Here is a 15,996-nt window from a genome sequence, read left to right on the forward strand (position 1 = left end):
GTGCATTTATGCCAAATAGTTGCCAAGATCAAAAGAGTTCTGAAAAAAAGAAAATTGCAATGTTCATTACATTGACAGGAGTTTCATGGGAGCAAATTCCACCACCTTCATGGGGCATCCACGAGGACTTTTTACACTCTTCTTCACTGAGATGTGGGAGAGATTCTCATATTACGGCATGAGAGTGCTTCTGGTGCTTTACATGACTCAGTACCTGTTCCTGGAAGCTCAGCACGGCAAAGAAATTTGGGGCTTTGCGACCCTTAAATCCGTTCTGGGTTACTTCTATGGCGAGATGTCCGTTCAGGCGATGTCGTCCCAAATTTACGGGCTGTATACGGGCCTTGTTTATTTTACACCCTTTTTCGGCGGAATTATCGCTGATCGCTTCATCGGACAGCGCCGTTCGGTGTATATCGGTGGCTTTTTGATGGCCATCGGCCACTTCCTGATGGCGGTGGAAAGCCTGTTCTTCCCGGCTTTGCTTTTCCTGATTGTCGGGAACGGGTTCTTTAAACCCAACATCTCCACCCAAGTGGGCGGCCTCTATGCCCAGGGCGACAACCGCCGCGACGGAGCTTACACGATATTCTATATGGGCATCAACCTGGGGGCGATTTTGTCGCCGCTGATCTGCGGAACTCTGGGGCAAAAAGTCGGCTGGCACTGGGGCTTTGGTGCGGCAGGCGTGGGCATGCTTTTGTCCATGGCCATTTACCACTTTGGCGGAAAGCACCTGCCGGAAACCGAGCACAAAAAATCCATCAAGGAAGTCGAAGCCACCGCTCACAAGCCGATGACCCGTGAAGAATGGACCCGCACCATCGCTTTAACCTTCCTGTGTATGGTGACGATCTTCTTCTGGGGTGTTTACGAACAACAGGGCAACACCATGCAGTTGTGGGCGGATCAACAGACCGACTGGAACTTCTTCGGTTGGGAGATCCCCTCGACCTGGTATCAAAGCTTCAATCCGCTGGTGATCGTGCTGTTTGCGCCGCTTTTGGACCGTTTCTGGGCATGGCAGGCCAAGTTCGGCAAAGCTCCTTCCACCGTCACGAAGATGGCCTTGGGTTGCGTGCTGGGCGCGGTGGCTTTGGTGGTGATGTACTTCGCGGCAAAAATCGTGGGCGGCGGCCAGGGCTCGGTGATGTGGCTCTTGGGTTCGACCTTCCTGCTGACGATGGCGGAACTTTACATTTCCCCTATTGGCCTTTCTGTAGTGACGAAAGTTTCTCCGGCCAAGATTGTGTCGATGATGATGGGGGTGTGGTTCCTGGCGGCGTTCTTTGGAAACTACGTCGCGGGTTACGTGGGGATGTTCTATGAGACCATGGGGAAAGACCAGTTCTGGCTGCTGCTTGCAGTCTTAAGTCTGATCCCCGGAGTTTTGTTCTTTGCCTGTCATAAATTCCTGACCCAAGCCCTGGGGAAAGAGATTTAGCTGCTGTTTTTTAGCAGGCCTTCTTTGCTTGTTCATTGAGATTTCAGACAATGAGGGAAGAAAGAAGGCCCTATGGACTATAAAGTCATCTGCCCGCACTGCCGGGAAAAATTTGCGATGACCCTTTACCATGAGGACGGCGACGATCAGGAATTTATCTATGACTGCGAAGTGTGCTGCCACCCTATTGCCATTCAGGCACACTGGGACCCGGAGCATCGTCGTTTCTCCCTGAACGTCGGCCGCGGCGAAGGCTATGACGAAATGCCCATATAACTTGACCCCGTTTTCGGGATATGAGTTTATGGGGGCATGAAACTGCGCCCGCTGGAACTGACCGATCTGCCTCTGGTGAAAGCTTTTACCGATTCTACAATCGGCCTGGGTTATTTTTCCGAAAGCGAACTGCAGGACTGTTATCAGAAATCCCAATCAAAAGGTGTGATGTGCTCTTTTGTGCTGGTTGATGATCAGAATCAAATCAAGGGCTTCCGTTTGGCTTACCCTCCCGGGGCCTGGAGCAAAGGCAAAGGCTCTAAACTGCACCCGGAACTTTGGAATGTACCGCTGGAAAGTGCCGCTTATTTCCAAAGTCTTTTCATTGCTCCGGATGTCCAGGGCGGCGGCTGGGGACCGAAGCTGTCTGATGCCGCGTTAGAATGTTTCCGCAAGCTGGGCGCCAAGGCCGTGGTGACCCACGCGTGGAAAGAATCCCCGAACAATTCCTCGATCCGTTATCTGACGAAATATGGTTTCACCAGTGTGGCGACACACCCGAATTACTGGATAGATGTTGACTACACCTGCATCCGCGACGGCAAACCCTGCCGTTGTACCGCCGAAGAAATGATCAAGTATCTTTAAGGACTTTTATGAGTATCTCGCTGTGGCTCGATCAATCCGCCTCCCAAAAACCAAAACAGTTTGATGTCGTCATCGTGGGTGCCGGCATTGCCGGCCTTTCCACAGCGTACTGGCTGGAAAAAGAGAATCCTTCGATAAAAATCGCCCTTCTTGAAAAACACCGCGTGGCCTTCGGGGCCTCGGGCCGCAATGCGGGTTACGTGACCTGCGGGTCGACGGAACACTTCATGAAACTGCAGGAACAATTCGGCTTGGAAAAAGCCGCCGAGATCTGGAAGTTTTCTGAAGAAAACCGCCGTCTGCTGTTGGAGGAAATCATCGGCAAAGACCTGGATGCCGTCGATTTCCGCCACACGGGATCCTGCACGGTGGCCCCGAGCGCCGCCCATTGGGAAAAATATCAGAAGGCAGCCCGGACCATGCGCTCGGTCGGCATTGACGTTGTGGAAGTGGGACCTGCGGAAATGGAGCGCGACTATGGCGTGACGGGCTTTGACGGCGGCATCCAGTACACGGGGGATGGCTATGTCCATCCGGTAAAGCTGCTTGAAAAACTGCGTGCTCGCTTGAAGGCTGAAATCTTTGAAAGCACGGAAGTGTTCTCGGTGGTTCACCAAGGCCAAGGCCATGTGCTGCAAACCGATCGCGATCTGTTCAGCGCACCGAAAGTGCTTTTAACTTTGAATGCGTATTTGCCTTTGGTGGCGCCCGAGTTTACAAACCTGATTCGGCCCGGCCGCGGGCAGATTCTGGTCACAGAGCCGCTGCCAGCCTTCGTCAAAGGCCCTTGTTATCTGACGAAGCATCTTTGTTATTTCCGCCAGCTCCCCACCGGCCATCTGTTGATTGGGGGCTTTAGAAATCTGTCGGTTGAAACAGAAAACACCTGGACTGATGCGACCACACCATTGATTCAGCAAGCTTTGATTGATTTTGTGCGCAGCCATTTCAAGCACGGCAAAGACGCGCGCATTGCCTATCAGTGGTCCGGTATCATGGGGTATTCCCCGGATGGCCAGATGATGATTGGCGAAGTTCCAAATCGTCAGGGACTGCATGTGATGGCGGGATGTTCAGGACACGGCATGGGGCTGAGCTTCCATGCTGCCAAGGTGCTGGCAGAAAGTCTTTCCGGAAAAGAAATTCCGGAACATCTAAGACTTTCACGATTTTCCAACGAATTAAAGGCATAAAAAAAGCCCTCTTTTCAGAGGGCTTTTTTGTTTTTACTTGTAGAACTTGCTGTTGGACTTCGCCATGTTCGTCAGCGGAGTCGCTGGTTTCAGGCGGGCTGCCTTGCGGCTGGAAGCATACATTGCCAGTTGATCAGCCACATACTGAGTGCCGATGCTGTCAGTGTACTTCATCAGACCCCCACGGAACGGCGGGAAACCTGTACCCATGATCATCGCCAGATCCACTTCGTGTGGAGTTTCCACAATGCGGTCTTCAACCAGCGCCAAAGAGCACTCGTTGATCATCGCAAAGACACCACGCTCGATGCATTCTTTGGAATCATACGGATTGGTAGGCTGCCCCAGACCCAATGCCGCGTAAACTGTTTGGTCTACGGCACCACGTTTGCCATCTTCGCTGTAAGTGTAGAAACCTTTGCCGTTCTTACGACCCAGGCGACCGGAATTACCCAAAGCCTCCATACAAGGAGCAAGCTCAATGCGTTCGCCGAAAGCTTTTTTGAAGATTTTAAGAACCTTCAAACAAACATCCAAACCAACTTCATCCATCAACTCAAATGGACCCATCGGCATACCGAATTCTTTTACGTAAACTTTGTCGACGAATTCGATGCTCATGCCTTCCTGAAGCAAGAACGCCGCTTCACCCATGTAAGGAAGAAGCAAACGGTTCACCAGGAAGCCCGGACCGTCTTTCACCACCACCGGCATTTTGCCCATTTTCTTGGACAGCTCATAGATAGTGGCAATGGTTTCATCGGAAGTCTTTTCACCACGGATGACCTCGATCAAAGGCATTTTATTCACCGGATTGAAGAAGTGCATACCCGCGAAGTATTCTGGACGCGGATGACCTTTGGCCATTTCAGTCACTGACAGCGAGCTTGTATTGGTCGCGATAATGGCATCAGGACGCATTTGACCCGCGCATTCGCCGATCACTTTTTGTTTAATGCCCATATCTTCAACGATGGCTTCAACAACAACATCCAGATTTTTGAAACCTGCATAATCCGTGGAAACAGACACCAGATCCATTTTTTGCTGGAACTGATACTTGTCGATGGATTTTCTTTTCACCAGTTTCATCCAAAGATCGCTGGCGTGTTTCAAACCCTTACCCAGCGCATCGGTATTCAAGTCCTTCATGCGAACCTGAATGCCCTTGTCTGCCGCCACGTAGGCGATACCGCCACCCATGGTACCAGCACCCAAAACACCCAGACCTTTCACATCGCGTGGTTTCACATCCACACCCGGAACGCCGTTTTGTTTCTTCACCATCTCGGTCAGATAAAACACATGGATCAGGTTTTTGGAAATATCCGTCACACCCAATTTACAGAAACCTTCACGCTCTACACGCAAAGCCGCTTCACGATCAGACATACCATAAGTTTTCTGAATCACTTCCAAAGCCTGCAAAGGCGCTGGATAGTGACCTTTCGTCGCCTTAAGCACACCCTCACGGGCTTTCTTAAACACAATGCCGCGACCCAAAGCACTTTCCAAAATCACATTCACAGCGCCTTGTGGCTTGAATGTTTTACGGCGTTTTTTAGCGCCATCCGCGATGATTTCTTTCGCCCATTTCAAAGAGAAGGACTCCAGCAGGTTCGGGTGAACGACTTTGTCCACAAGACCGATTTTAAGAGCCTTTTTAGAGTTCACAGACTTACCGGCCAGAATGATATCCAAAGCCGCCTGCAAACCAATCACGCGAGGCATACGGATACAACCACCAAACCCAGGCAAGATCCCCAATTGAATCTCTGGCAGACCGATTTTCGTGGAAGAATCCTCAGAAGCAATACGGTAGTCACAAGCAAGGATGAATTCACAACCCCCACCCATACAAGCCCCGTTCACAGCCGCGATCGTCGGCATCGGCAGGTCTTCAACCATACTGATAACTTCCTGACCACCCTTCACGGCCGCTTCAAATTCCTCCGCCTTGGTCATGCTCTTGATTTCTTCAATATCCGCACCAGCAATAAAGATCTTGGGCTTGTTGGATTTAAAAATAACAGCCTTGTACGAGGACTTCTTCAACTCCTCAACAACTTCCTTAAGGCGCATCATCACCGGCGTAGAGAACTTATTAACCTTCTCCCCAACCAGATCAAACTCAACAACAGCAACCTCACCCTGAGGAACAATTTTAATACTTTCCTGAATAGACATTCTGAAAACTCCTAAGTTGCAAATCTAAAAACATTCTAAATCTAAAACACCAACCATCAGTCCTTGCGAACAGAGAAGAAATCTCTTCCGCGGCCTCTGGGGCTGGAGCTTGGGTCCGAGCTCAGAGGCAAGTTCCGCAGCAGCACATCCCAACGGGATGGCGTCCGCGAGGACTGTTCGCAGCCGCTGAGTTCGGAGCCGGGCTCCAGCCCCAGAGGTCGCGGGACCGAGAGCTTCTTTTAGCCCTCGTTCTCAAGGATCATGGATCCGCCTTGACCGCCACCGATACACAAAGTCGCCAGACCAAACTGGGTGTTTCTGCGTTTCATTTCTTTGGCCAAAGTCAGAACGATACGGGTGCCTGTTGCGCCCACCGGGTGACCCAGGGCAATCGCTCCACCGTTGACATTCAGAATATCATCACGGATTTCACCAATCTTGGAAGACAATCCCAATTTTTCCTGTCCGAATTTGTCAGAATCAAATGCCTTTTGGCAGGAAAGAACCTGAGCCGCGAAAGCTTCGTTCAATTCCACTAGGCCGATGTCTTTCATGGAAAGCCCCGCACGCTTCAACGCCACCGGAGTGGAGTAAACCGGGCCCAGGCCCATGCGTTCTGGCTCCAGCCCTGCAAACCCGTAAGAACGGATTGTCGCCAGGGGCTTGTAACCCAGCGATTCGGCTTTTTCACGGGACATCATCAACACCATTGCGGCCCCATCCGTGATCGGGCAAGAATTCCCCGCCGTGATAGAGCCCGTGGCTTTATCAAAGAACGGCTTCAGTTTCGCCAGTGCTTCCATAGTTTGATTATCACGAGGACCGATATCTTCGCTGATCACTTCTTTGTATTCAGGAGCCAGATACACCGGCGCGATCTCTTCACGCATACGGCCCTCTTTCATGGCTTTGGACGCCAGTTGGTGAGAGCGCAGAGCAAACTTGTCTTGAGTTTCGCGGGACAGGCCCCACTCTTTTGCCAGAATCTCGGCGGTCTGCCCCATGTTGATGCCGACAAAAGGATCCGTCAGACCCATCATCACGGAAATCACCGGGAAGTATTCATCACGCATGTTACCGGACAACAAAGCTTTGATCTGCTTTACGTCCGCTTTGAACAGGGACCACAACAATGGCAACGCTTGCTTCGGGCCTTTGGCAGCAAAAAGTTTTTCGTAGATTTCCTGGAACTTTTTCGGAGGCAGCGTCGGCATCTGGGACATGTTTTCAGTCCCGCCCGCCAGGATCACATCCATTGTTCCGGATTTAATTTTCTCATAGCCGTTGGAGATGGATTCCAGTGCAGAAGCACAGTTTCTGTGAACTGTGTATGCAGAGGTTTTCAAAGGAATACCCGCGTTCAATGCCACCACGCGAGAGATGTTCACCGCATCTGCCGGATTGCCGGTGTTCCCGATGATCACTTCATCCACAAGGTTCACATCCAGATTTGTCTGGGCGATAACTTGTTTCAAAGCGACTTTACCCAATTCTGCCGGGTGTACTTTTTTAAGTTTTGTTCCTGCTTTCGCGAAGGGAGTGCGAACACCTTCTACAAGAACAACATCACGTGGTGATTTCATGAACAGTCTCCTTAGTTGTATAAACCATTAAAATGATATGTCTTTTCGGCAGTTCCACCAAATAGTAAAAGGGCCGTTCTGGATCTCCCCCCGAAGCAATCCCGTCAGAGGCTTTTGGTCTAGGAACAGCAAAGGCCCGCGCATCGCGGCTTTTCCGGAATTACTAGAAATAATGCTCTAAAAGTGAGCAGTTTTCGCTCGGAGAAATATTTTTTAGCCCCAAGGCTCAGCGCGCCAAGTTCCCCATTCATTGACCCACCTCACCCCCCTCGGTAGAGTAATGGCACTTGTAACTGGACTCCCGCTAACCCATTGAAATGGGTCGTAAAATCCCTGGCTTCGGGAGCCCAAAAACTGCAACACCAAAGGAGCATCCTTGGAAACTAAAACTGAAACCAAAACCGGCACCACGAACTTCGACCAAGAAGCCCTGCTGTACCACCAGCAAGGCAAACCGGGAAAAATCGAAGTCATCTCTTCCAAACCCTGCGCAACGGAAAAAGACCTTTCTTTGGCCTACTCTCCGGGTGTGGCAGCGCCATGTAAGGCCATCGCCAAGGATCCGGCAAAGGTTTATGACTACACGGCCAAAGGCAATCTGGTTGCTGTTATCTCCAATGGAACTGCGGTTCTGGGCTTGGGTAACATCGGTCCGGCGGCCGGCAAGCCCGTGATGGAAGGTAAAGGCATCTTGTTCAAACAATTTGCCGGTATTGACGTCTTTGACATTGAGGTTGCGGCCACTGATGTCGACACTTTCTGCAATGCTGTTCGCGTTCTGGAACCGACCTTCGGTGGTATCAACCTTGAAGACATCAAAGCGCCTGAGTGCTTTGAAATCGAAGAGCGTTTGAAAAAAGAAATGAACATCCCGGTTTTCCACGATGACCAGCACGGAACCGCGATTGTGTCCGGTGCCGCACTTTTGAATGCGTGTTCTATCACCAACCGCAAAATGGAAGACATGCGCATCGTTGTAAACGGTGCCGGGGCTTCTGCGAACTCCTGCGCGAAGATCTTTATCGCATTGGGTGCTCGCCGTGAAAACATCATCATGTGCGACTCTCAAGGTGTTATCTACAAAGGCCGCACGGCCGGCATGAACAAGTACAAAGAATACTTCGCTTCTGAAACAGAAGCCCGCACGCTGACTGAAGCTTTGCGTGGGGCGGATGTCTTTGTCGGCCTTTCTGTGGCCGGCGCTTTGACGCCGGAAATGCTAAAGGATATGGCCAAAGACCCTATCATCTTTGCCATGGCAAATCCGGAGCCGGAAATCACTCCAGACAAGGCTCGCGCGGCACGTCCGGACGCCATTATCGCCACCGGTCGCTCTGATTATCCGAACCAGGTGAACAACGTTCTGGGCTTCCCGTCCATCTTCCGCGGCGCTTTGGACACTCGTTCCACTCAGATCAACGAAGAAATGAAACTGGCCGCCGTTCATGCTTTGGCGAAACTGGCGCGCATGGATGTTCCGGATAAAGTTTCTGCCACTTACGGCGGGAAAAGCTTTAAATTCGGTCGTGACTACCTGATCCCCAAGCCATTCGACACCCGTGTTTTGTTGTGGGTGGCACCGGAAGTGGCGAAAGCGGCAATGAAGTCCGGAGTGGCAACTCGTGCCATCGAAGACTGGGATCAATACCGTGAGTCTTTGGAGGCGCAACAGGGCCCTTCCAAGGTCTTCATCCGCTCAGCGATCAACCGCGTGCACCAGAATTCTGAAGCCAACGGTGGCGAATTGCCTCGCATTGTCTTCCCGGAAGGCACCAGCACCAAGGTTTTGAAGGCTTTGGCGACTTTGGTTGAAGAAAGAATCTGCCAGCCGATTTTGCTGGGTTACCCAGAGCGCGTGAAAGAAAAAATCAAGGCTTTGGACATTCCTCTTTTGAATGATGTTCAGATTGTTCACCCGTCTTCTCATCCGAAGTATTTCAGCTTCGTTGAAAAGCTGTATTCTTTGCGCCAGCGCAAAGGCATCAACCTGGGTGAAGCCGAACGTCTGATGGCAGACCCGAATTACTTCGCGGCGATGATGGTTAACATGGGCGAAGCTGACGGTATGGTCAGCGGATCTTCCATCAACTATGCCGATGCGGTTCGTCCGATTTTGCAAACTATCGGCACTTACAAAGAAGGCATCCCGGCGGGTCTGAACTTTGTCTTGCTTGAAGACAAGTTCCTGGTTCTGGCTGACACCACCGTGAACTTCAATCCAAGTGCAGAACAGTGTGCGCAAATCGCATTGCAGGCAGCCAAGATTGTTGAGTACTTCGGCATCGAGCCTCGCGTGGCGATGCTGAGCTATTCCAACTTCAGCGGCGCAGAAGGCACTCCTCGCAAAATGAAAAAAGCGGCGGAAATCGCCCGCACGCTGCGCCCGGATCTGATGATCGAAGGTGACATGCAGGCAGACACAGCGGTGAATCCAGAGATCATGGAACGTCTGTTCCCGTTCTCCGGACTTAAAGGTGGCGCGAACGTTCTGGTCTTCCCGAATCTGGAATCCTCGAACATTGCCTACAAGCTGATTCAGCAAATCGGCAAAGCGGAAGTGATCGGTCCATTCCTGACAGGTGTTCGCCGTTCTGCCAACGTTCTGCAAAGAACCACAACCGTGGATGGCATCGTGAATTCCGTGGTCTTCACGGCATTGGAGGCACAGTTCATCAAAGACGCCCTGAAAGCCCGTGGCAAAAAGTAGTCCGGAACACTCTCAAGAGTCTCTTTGGGAGCTTGCCTGGATTTTTCTTAAGCTGGGAGCCACCTCTTTTGGTGGCCCCGCTGCGCACATTTCCATGATGGAAGAAGAATTCGTCCATCGCCGTCAATGGGTGTCCCGCCCCGATTTTCTGGAGCTTCTGGCGCTGTCCAATCTGATTCCCGGTCCCAATTCAACTGAACTTGCCATTCACATGGGCTATCGCCGCGGCGGCTGGAAAGGCCTGGGGATCGCAGGGATCTGCTTTATTCTGCCCGCTTTTTTCATTGTCACATTGATCGCCGCCTTTTACGTGCACTATGCAAAACTTCCGCAAATGGAAAGCTTCCTGACCGGAGTCAAAGCCGTGGTGCTGGCCGTGATTCTTCAGGCCGCCTCCAGATTTTTGCTCAGTCTTTTCAAAATAGAGTCCTTCTGTCGGGAAAGTCTTCACACTTTAAGATCCCGCTCGTCCCTGTTCACGCTTTTGCTGGTGGTGATTTCGGCTTTTTTACATTCCGCAGGTATGGCGGAAATTCCATTATTGGTGGCCGGAGGAATTCTGGCTTTGCCGCTTTTAAAAACCAACGGCCGTCTTTGGGACGCCGGCGGGCTTTTCTGGGTGTTTTTCAAAGGTGTTTTTCAAAGTGGGCTCGGTTCTGTTTGGCAGCGGTTACGTCCTGCTCAGTTTTTTGAAAACTGAACTGATTGAAAAACGCAGTTGGCTGACGGAAACCCAGTTGATGGATGCCATCGCCGTGGGGCAGTTCACCCCCGGTCCGGTGTTCACCACCGCCAGTTTTATAGGCTATCTGCTGCAAGGCCCCACCGGGGCCGTCATTGCCACAGTGGGGATTTTCCTGCCGGCGTTCGTCTTTGTTGCCCTGAGCATTCCGGCCTATCGGTGGATGAAAAACTCCGAAGCCCTGAAGCAGTTCCTGCAAGGGGTTGTGGCGGTTTCGGTGGGATTGTTGTTTTCCACTTTGGTGCAATTGGGGCGGGACTCGCTCACCACCCCCCTGTCGTGGGGAATCTTTTTGGTTAGTCTGGTTTTACTGCGTCGACGCATTCCCAGTGCAGCTTTGATTCTTGCTGGCGGAATCCTGACTTTACTTCTGTAAATTTAACTTTGTGCCCACCTCTGACCGTGCTAAAATTAAGACTAAGGGAGGGTTTTCCTGATTGAATAATCAAGCCCAAGTCAAAGACCAGGATAGAGCGATCGTCATTGGTGTCGGCCTCAAGACCGAGCCCCTTACTGAAATCAAAGAAAATCTGCTGGAACTTGAAGAGCTGGTTTCTGCCGCTGGCGGCGAAGTCGTGGGCTCAATTATTCAGGTTCTTCCGCAATGGAACCCGGCGACCCTGATTGGCACCGGAAAAGTTGAGGAAGTGGCTGAAATGGTTCGCGACAGCGGAGCGACGATTGTGGTGATGGACCACCAGCTTTCGGGTGTGCAGCAACGAAACTTGCAGCAAATTGTGAAAGCCCGCGTGATTGACCGCAATCAGTTGATTCTGGATATCTTCGCCCAGCGTGCACAGACCTTTGAAGGAAAACTTCAAGTGGAACTTGCACAGCTTTTGGATCAAATGCCCCGCAACGTCGGTGCTTGGCTTGATTCCCTGTCCCGTCAAGGTGGTGGTATCGGCACCCGAGGCCCGGGTGAAACCGCTCTGGAAAACGACCGTCGTCGCATCCGTGAGCGCGTGGCGCTTATTAAGAAAAAACTTGAAAGTGTGCGCCAAAACCGCGCACAACACAGGCAATCCCGTCGTCGTCACGAAATCCCGTCCTTCGCGCTGGTGGGTTACACCAACTCTGGAAAAAGCTCGATCCTGAACCGCCTGACCGGCGCTCAGGTGATGACGAAAAACCAGGTCTTTGCGACGTTGGACCCTACAACCCGCAAGATCTTCCTGCCCGATGCGCCCCCTGCTGTCGTGACCGACACCGTGGGATTCATCCGTAAATTGCCGACACAACTGATCGAGGCCTTTAAAGCAACACTTGAAGAGTCCTCGGAAGCCGACGTGCTTTTGCACGTGGTGGATCTGTCTTCGCCAAACATGGAACGACAAATCGAAGTGGTTGAAGCTTTGATTAAAGAATTCAACTGGCAGGATAAAAAGATCATCCACGTCTTTAATAAATGTGATGTCGCACCTTTGGAGCGACAATTCCGAGTAAAGGCTTATCCTCGCGTGTTCGTCAGCGCCCTGACCGGTCAGGGTATGGAGCAGTTGAAAAAACTCATGGCCCAGACCGTGAGCGAAATGCAGCAGGACGTGCAGCTTTACTTCCCACGCGCTGAAGAATACAAAATCTTTGATTTGGGCCGTGAAGCCCAGATCCTGCGCAAAGAGACCGCCACCGAAGGCACGGTCTGCTACACCCAATTGACCCCGACCCTGATTAATAGATGGAAGGATTATCTGGTAAAGTAAGCGCCGGAACACATATTTGAGATAACTCACAAAAACCCCGGGACCTATGTCCTGGGGTTTTCTTTTTTAAGCTCATCCCTTCCACAATCCCGCCGATAAGCCTGAAGTGAGACAGCTTAAAGTTCCTTTTCTTATAGCGGCCTTTTTTTACTCTGTGGCTTTTGAAGCCATGGCGGCGCCTCAATGCGTGAACGACAAAGCTGGCACCAAAGGCGTCTCTAATCAGGAGATCAATCAATCCCTGATCCAGGCCACAGATCCCCTGACCCAGGCCTTTGCTTACACCAATTTCGAAGCGTCGCAAAAAGCGGGTTACGTCGTGGCCTGCGAACTGGAAGATCGCTTTAAGTCTTTAAAGAAAACCACGAAGGACATTGCGAAGGTCACCAAAGCCCAAAACAATGTCAAAGCCATCCGCCGCGAGTGCATCGAAGCGTCCCTGCAGCGTGAAGTCGGAAATCAGGGTTATAGCTGCCTGAAAGACACTCCGAAAAAATTTGAAAATGCCGGCAAATCAGCGCCTTGCCTGAATTCCTCCACGGTGGACTTTATCGAGTATTCCTTGAATCAGGCACTGAACTGCATGTCTTCAGACCGCACGCCGATTGATCCGCGTTTCATTCTTAAAAAAATCAACAATGAAACCGCGTTTAATTTCTACATCGCCTATAACGGCGGCGTGGGCATGGGACAACTGACCTCCAATCCGGTGAAAGAACTGGCCGGCTGGAAAGAGGACGGAGAATTCATTGAAGGCAATGGTCGCAACATTCTGGAAACTTTGATGAAGAGCCAGAACCCGGCCTGCAAACCATTCCGCGATATCATGAAGGATGACCTGGTCAATCCCCCGCCTCGCCCCGGCAGTCCGAAAAACTACTGCACCTGGGTCAGTCCCGGCAAAGGGGTGGCAAGAAATCTGATCTATTCCCTGGGCTATTACGTGCATGTGCGCGACAGCATTGTGAAACCGGCCCTGGCCGCGCGTGCGGGAAGACTTGCCGCGAATCAGGATGTACTGAACTATCTGACCTTGGTGGCTTATGGGCCGCAAGGACCTGCCGAAGCCAAATCATTGATTCGAAAACTGCGCCTTTCCAACACCACTCCTCCGGGCGACGCCGTTTCCAAGATCATCAAAAACAATTCCTATGTTCGTCAGACCGAAGTGAAAATGAACGAACTGCTGGATCAGTATAAACCCGGAGTGCCTCACACCCCGGCCGACAAAAAGGGCGATACATGTTTAAAATAGCATTAGCCCTGACAGTGCTGACCGCCCAGGCCACACCTCTAAAAAACACCGACGACTTTCTTAAAGAGTCGCAAGCCGCTTTTGAAAAGGCCTCAAAGGAAACAACCTTTGAGAAAAAAAGCACTGTTTTAAAGGCTCTGGAAAAATCATTTGAAGCGACTTTGAATCAGTACGAAAAAACCAATCCCACAGAAGGTGACGACAAGGAGCAGGACGTGGCCCGCCTGTTCTACACCCTGGAGCCGGCATTTGAGCTGGCCAAACTGAAAGAAAAAACCAAAAAAGACTGCGCCCGAAAAAAGCAGGATGTCCTGACTGGCGACAACCAGCCCGACGACGCGCCGACCAGCCCAAATGCGAAGGAAGCCCTTCGCTGGATCGAACTTCTTTGCAAATAAAAAGGCTGATTTAAGTCAGCCTCAAGTGAGACTGGATGGATTGAAGCAAAAGCTTCGAGTTGATGGGCTTGGTCAGATGGTCAGCAAAGCCGGCGGCAAAAGCGCGGTCGCGGTCTTCCTTCATGGCGTGCGCGGTCAATGCGATGATAGGCCCCTGGAACCCCTGCTTGCGCAGTCCGGATAAAGTGCCAAAGCCATCCAGACCCGGCATCTGAATGTCCATCAACACCAGATCATATTGTTGTTTAAAGGCCTGATTCAAAGCCTCTTCGCCACTTTCAGCTTCGGTGACATCAAGGCCCGCACCACTCAGAATTTTCGTTATAAGTTCGCGGTTGTCCGCCGAATCGTCGACCGCAAGCACCCGGACACCGACCAAAGGATTTTGCACCTGCCCGTCCGCCCCCTCCGCGGTGACTGCCGCCCCTGGCATGGCATCTTCGGCCTCGAATGAAAACTCAAAGGTGCTGCCCTGATGAGGTTCGCAGCGGGCAATGTACACATCACCCCCCAGAGCTCTTGCCAGATTCCTGGAAAGAGCCAGCCCCAACCCCGTTCCACCAAAGCGACGGGTTGAAGTGGCATCCGCTTGCGTGAAGGGCTGGAAAAGACGATCCGCCTGCTCTTTCGTCATCCCAATGCCAGTGTCTTCGATAATGAAGGTGATTTTTCGGCGCGTCCCATCCACCCGCTCGGCCCGGCAGGAAACCTTCACCGAACCCTTCAAGGTGAACTTGATGGCGTTGCCAATAAGATTCACCAGAACCTGACGGATACGGACGACGTCTGACAGGACAACCAGATTGCCGATTTCGGCCAAGTCATAATTCAGGTAGATGTTCTTGCGTGAAGCCTGATCAAAGAACATGGTCAGAACTTCCTGCAGCAGTTTTTTCAGTCTTACCGGCGACTTGTCGATTTCAAATTTACCCGCTTCGATTTTGGACAGATCCAGAATGTCATCAATGATCCGGGTCAGCGACATACCATTGCGATGAATGATCTCGAAGTACTTTCGTCTGTCGGCCTCATCAAGATCCTGCGTGCCGATGATTTCTGCAAACCCCAGAATCGCCCCCAAAGGAGTGCGGATTTCGTGGGACATGTTTGCCAAAAACGCCGACTTGGCCTGATTGGCATTTTCCGCAGCATCTTTTGCCGCCTGCAACGCGCGCTCTGCCAGCACTTGTTCGGTCACATTATTCGCAGCAAGAACAAGCCCTTCGATTTCATCGTTAAAGTCAAAGATGGGCTGATAAACCACGTCGACAAAGACTGAAAACTCAACCCCATCGGCACGGCGGTCACGAACCTCAAAATTTTTAGCTTCGAAAACTTTTCCCGTACGATAAATCTCATCCAACTGTGCAATCAGTCCGATTTCTTCCGTTTTAGGGAAAACATCTTTTATCCTTTGCCCGGTGACATCACAATCCCCAAGAAACAAATCCCGGTAAGAGTCATTCGTCATCGCAAACCGGTGTTCGGGGCCATCCAGCACCGCCATGGCAATCGGGGCTTTTTCGAGAATAGAGCGTAATTTTCTGCGCTCGGCCCGCACTTCCTGATTGGATCGGGCCAAACTTTCCTCGGCCGCTTGATTCCTTTTAACGGAAACTGTCGTATCCAGAATCGTACACAGCATCCCCGAAATTTTTCCCTCGGAATTAAATAACGGGGAATTGCCGTAGGTATAATAGTTCCCCTGAGGCTTGCCATCGACCACGATGTCAAATTGCACGTCAGACGCCAGCACCACACCACCGGATTCAACGGTGCTTGCAATGGCATCCACCTGATCCCAAACTTCAGGCCACACTTCACGCAAAGGCGAACCCAAAGCCTGTGGATGTCGATGTTTTAAAATTGGCATATAGGCGTCATTATAAAAGACCCGTCGTTCAGGGCCCCAAGTGCAGT

Annotated in this window: 13 protein-coding genes; 10 read left to right on the forward strand and 3 right to left on the reverse strand. The window is 51.5% G+C overall.

What is annotated here, in order from left to right:
- Positions 1–85 precede the first annotated feature (85 nt).
- The 4 genes from B9G79_RS09855 to B9G79_RS09870 all read left to right on the forward strand — a co-directional run bounded on the left by B9G79_RS09855 (position 86) and on the right by B9G79_RS09870 (position 3,501).
- A complete protein-coding gene (locus B9G79_RS09855; protein ID WP_088565363.1) occupies positions 86–1,444 on the forward strand; it encodes a peptide MFS transporter in 1,359 nt (452 codons plus the stop codon).
- 72 nt (positions 1,445–1,516) lie between these two features.
- Entirely contained in the window at positions 1,517–1,720 is a 204-nt protein-coding gene (locus B9G79_RS09860) for a CPXCG motif-containing cysteine-rich protein (RefSeq protein WP_088565364.1), read from the forward strand.
- Between the two features lie 36 nt (positions 1,721–1,756).
- Positions 1,757–2,308: a GNAT family N-acetyltransferase gene (locus tag B9G79_RS09865; RefSeq protein WP_088565365.1), complete on the forward strand. Its 552-nt coding sequence runs from the start codon at positions 1,757–1,759 to the stop codon at positions 2,306–2,308.
- A gap of 8 nt (positions 2,309–2,316) precedes the next feature.
- Positions 2,317–3,501, forward strand: coding sequence for an NAD(P)/FAD-dependent oxidoreductase (locus B9G79_RS09870; RefSeq protein WP_088565366.1), 1,185 nt, complete (start codon positions 2,317–2,319; stop codon positions 3,499–3,501).
- A 33-nt stretch (positions 3,502–3,534) separates the two neighbouring features.
- On the opposite strand, the gene B9G79_RS09875 is transcribed toward B9G79_RS09870, so the two are convergent.
- Entirely contained in the window at positions 3,535–5,688 is a 2,154-nt protein-coding gene (locus B9G79_RS09875; protein WP_088565367.1) for a 3-hydroxyacyl-CoA dehydrogenase NAD-binding domain-containing protein, read from the reverse strand.
- A 239-nt stretch (positions 5,689–5,927) separates the two neighbouring features.
- Positions 5,928–7,271 carry a thiolase family protein gene (locus B9G79_RS09880; protein ID WP_088565368.1) on the reverse strand — a complete coding sequence of 448 codons (1,344 nt, stop codon included), beginning with the start codon at positions 7,269–7,271 and terminating at the stop codon, positions 5,928–5,930.
- 376 nt (positions 7,272–7,647) lie between these two features.
- Here B9G79_RS09880 and B9G79_RS18490 point away from each other — a divergent pair, with 376 nt between their 5' ends.
- The 6 genes from B9G79_RS18490 to B9G79_RS09905 all read left to right on the forward strand — a co-directional run bounded on the left by B9G79_RS18490 (position 7,648) and on the right by B9G79_RS09905 (position 14,076).
- A complete protein-coding gene (locus B9G79_RS18490) occupies positions 7,648–9,978 on the forward strand; it encodes an NADP-dependent malic enzyme (RefSeq protein WP_088565369.1) in 2,331 nt (776 codons plus the stop codon).
- Positions 9,965–10,678: a chromate transporter gene (locus B9G79_RS18360; protein WP_232468535.1), complete on the forward strand. Its 714-nt coding sequence runs from the start codon at positions 9,965–9,967 to the stop codon at positions 10,676–10,678. Before B9G79_RS18490 ends, B9G79_RS18360 begins: the two co-directional genes overlap by 14 nt.
- Entirely contained in the window at positions 10,623–11,096 is a 474-nt protein-coding gene (locus B9G79_RS18365; RefSeq protein ID WP_232468537.1) for a chromate transporter, read from the forward strand. The genes B9G79_RS18360 and B9G79_RS18365 overlap by 56 nt, the downstream gene beginning before the upstream one ends.
- 61 nt (positions 11,097–11,157) lie before the next feature.
- On the forward strand, positions 11,158–12,423 hold the full coding sequence (gene hflX / locus B9G79_RS09895) for a GTPase HflX (RefSeq protein WP_011164291.1): 1,266 nt from the start codon (positions 11,158–11,160) through the stop codon (positions 12,421–12,423).
- 169 nt (positions 12,424–12,592) lie between these two features.
- Positions 12,593–13,678: a hypothetical protein gene (locus tag B9G79_RS09900; protein ID WP_232468539.1), complete on the forward strand. Its 1,086-nt coding sequence runs from the start codon at positions 12,593–12,595 to the stop codon at positions 13,676–13,678.
- Positions 13,666–14,076, forward strand: coding sequence for a hypothetical protein (locus tag B9G79_RS09905; RefSeq protein ID WP_088565370.1), 411 nt, complete (start codon positions 13,666–13,668; stop codon positions 14,074–14,076). The genes B9G79_RS09900 and B9G79_RS09905 overlap by 13 nt, the downstream gene beginning before the upstream one ends.
- A gap of 10 nt (positions 14,077–14,086) precedes the next feature.
- On the opposite strand, the gene B9G79_RS09910 is transcribed toward B9G79_RS09905, so the two are convergent.
- Positions 14,087–15,949 (reverse strand): PAS domain-containing hybrid sensor histidine kinase/response regulator, encoded by a 1,863-nt coding sequence (locus B9G79_RS09910; protein WP_232468541.1) that lies wholly within the window; start codon positions 15,947–15,949, stop codon positions 14,087–14,089.
- Positions 15,950–15,996: the final 47 nt, after the last annotated feature.

Source organism: Bdellovibrio bacteriovorus (genome assembly GCF_002208115.1).
Taxonomy (GTDB): Bacteria; Bdellovibrionota; Bdellovibrionia; order Bdellovibrionales; family Bdellovibrionaceae; genus Bdellovibrio; species Bdellovibrio bacteriovorus_C.

Coding starts and splice junctions, on each gene's coding strand:
- B9G79_RS09855 (WP_088565363.1), top strand. CDS start 86: ATGGGAGCAAATTCCACCACCTTCATGGGGCATCCACGAGGACTTTTT.
- B9G79_RS09860 (WP_088565364.1), top strand. CDS start 1,517: ATGGACTATAAAGTCATCTGCCCGCACTGCCGGGAAAAATTTGCGATG.
- B9G79_RS09865 (WP_088565365.1), top strand. CDS start 1,757: ATGAAACTGCGCCCGCTGGAACTGACCGATCTGCCTCTGGTGAAAGCT.
- B9G79_RS09870 (WP_088565366.1), top strand. CDS start 2,317: ATGAGTATCTCGCTGTGGCTCGATCAATCCGCCTCCCAAAAACCAAAA.
- B9G79_RS09875 (WP_088565367.1), bottom strand. CDS start 5,688: ATGTCTATTCAGGAAAGTATTAAAATTGTTCCTCAGGGTGAGGTTGCT.
- B9G79_RS09880 (WP_088565368.1), bottom strand. CDS start 7,271: ATGAAATCACCACGTGATGTTGTTCTTGTAGAAGGTGTTCGCACTCCC.
- B9G79_RS09900 (WP_232468539.1), top strand. CDS start 12,593: ATGGCGGCGCCTCAATGCGTGAACGACAAAGCTGGCACCAAAGGCGTC.
- B9G79_RS09905 (WP_088565370.1), top strand. CDS start 13,666: ATGTTTAAAATAGCATTAGCCCTGACAGTGCTGACCGCCCAGGCCACA.
- B9G79_RS09910 (WP_232468541.1), bottom strand. CDS start 15,949: ATGCCAATTTTAAAACATCGACATCCACAGGCTTTGGGTTCGCCTTTG.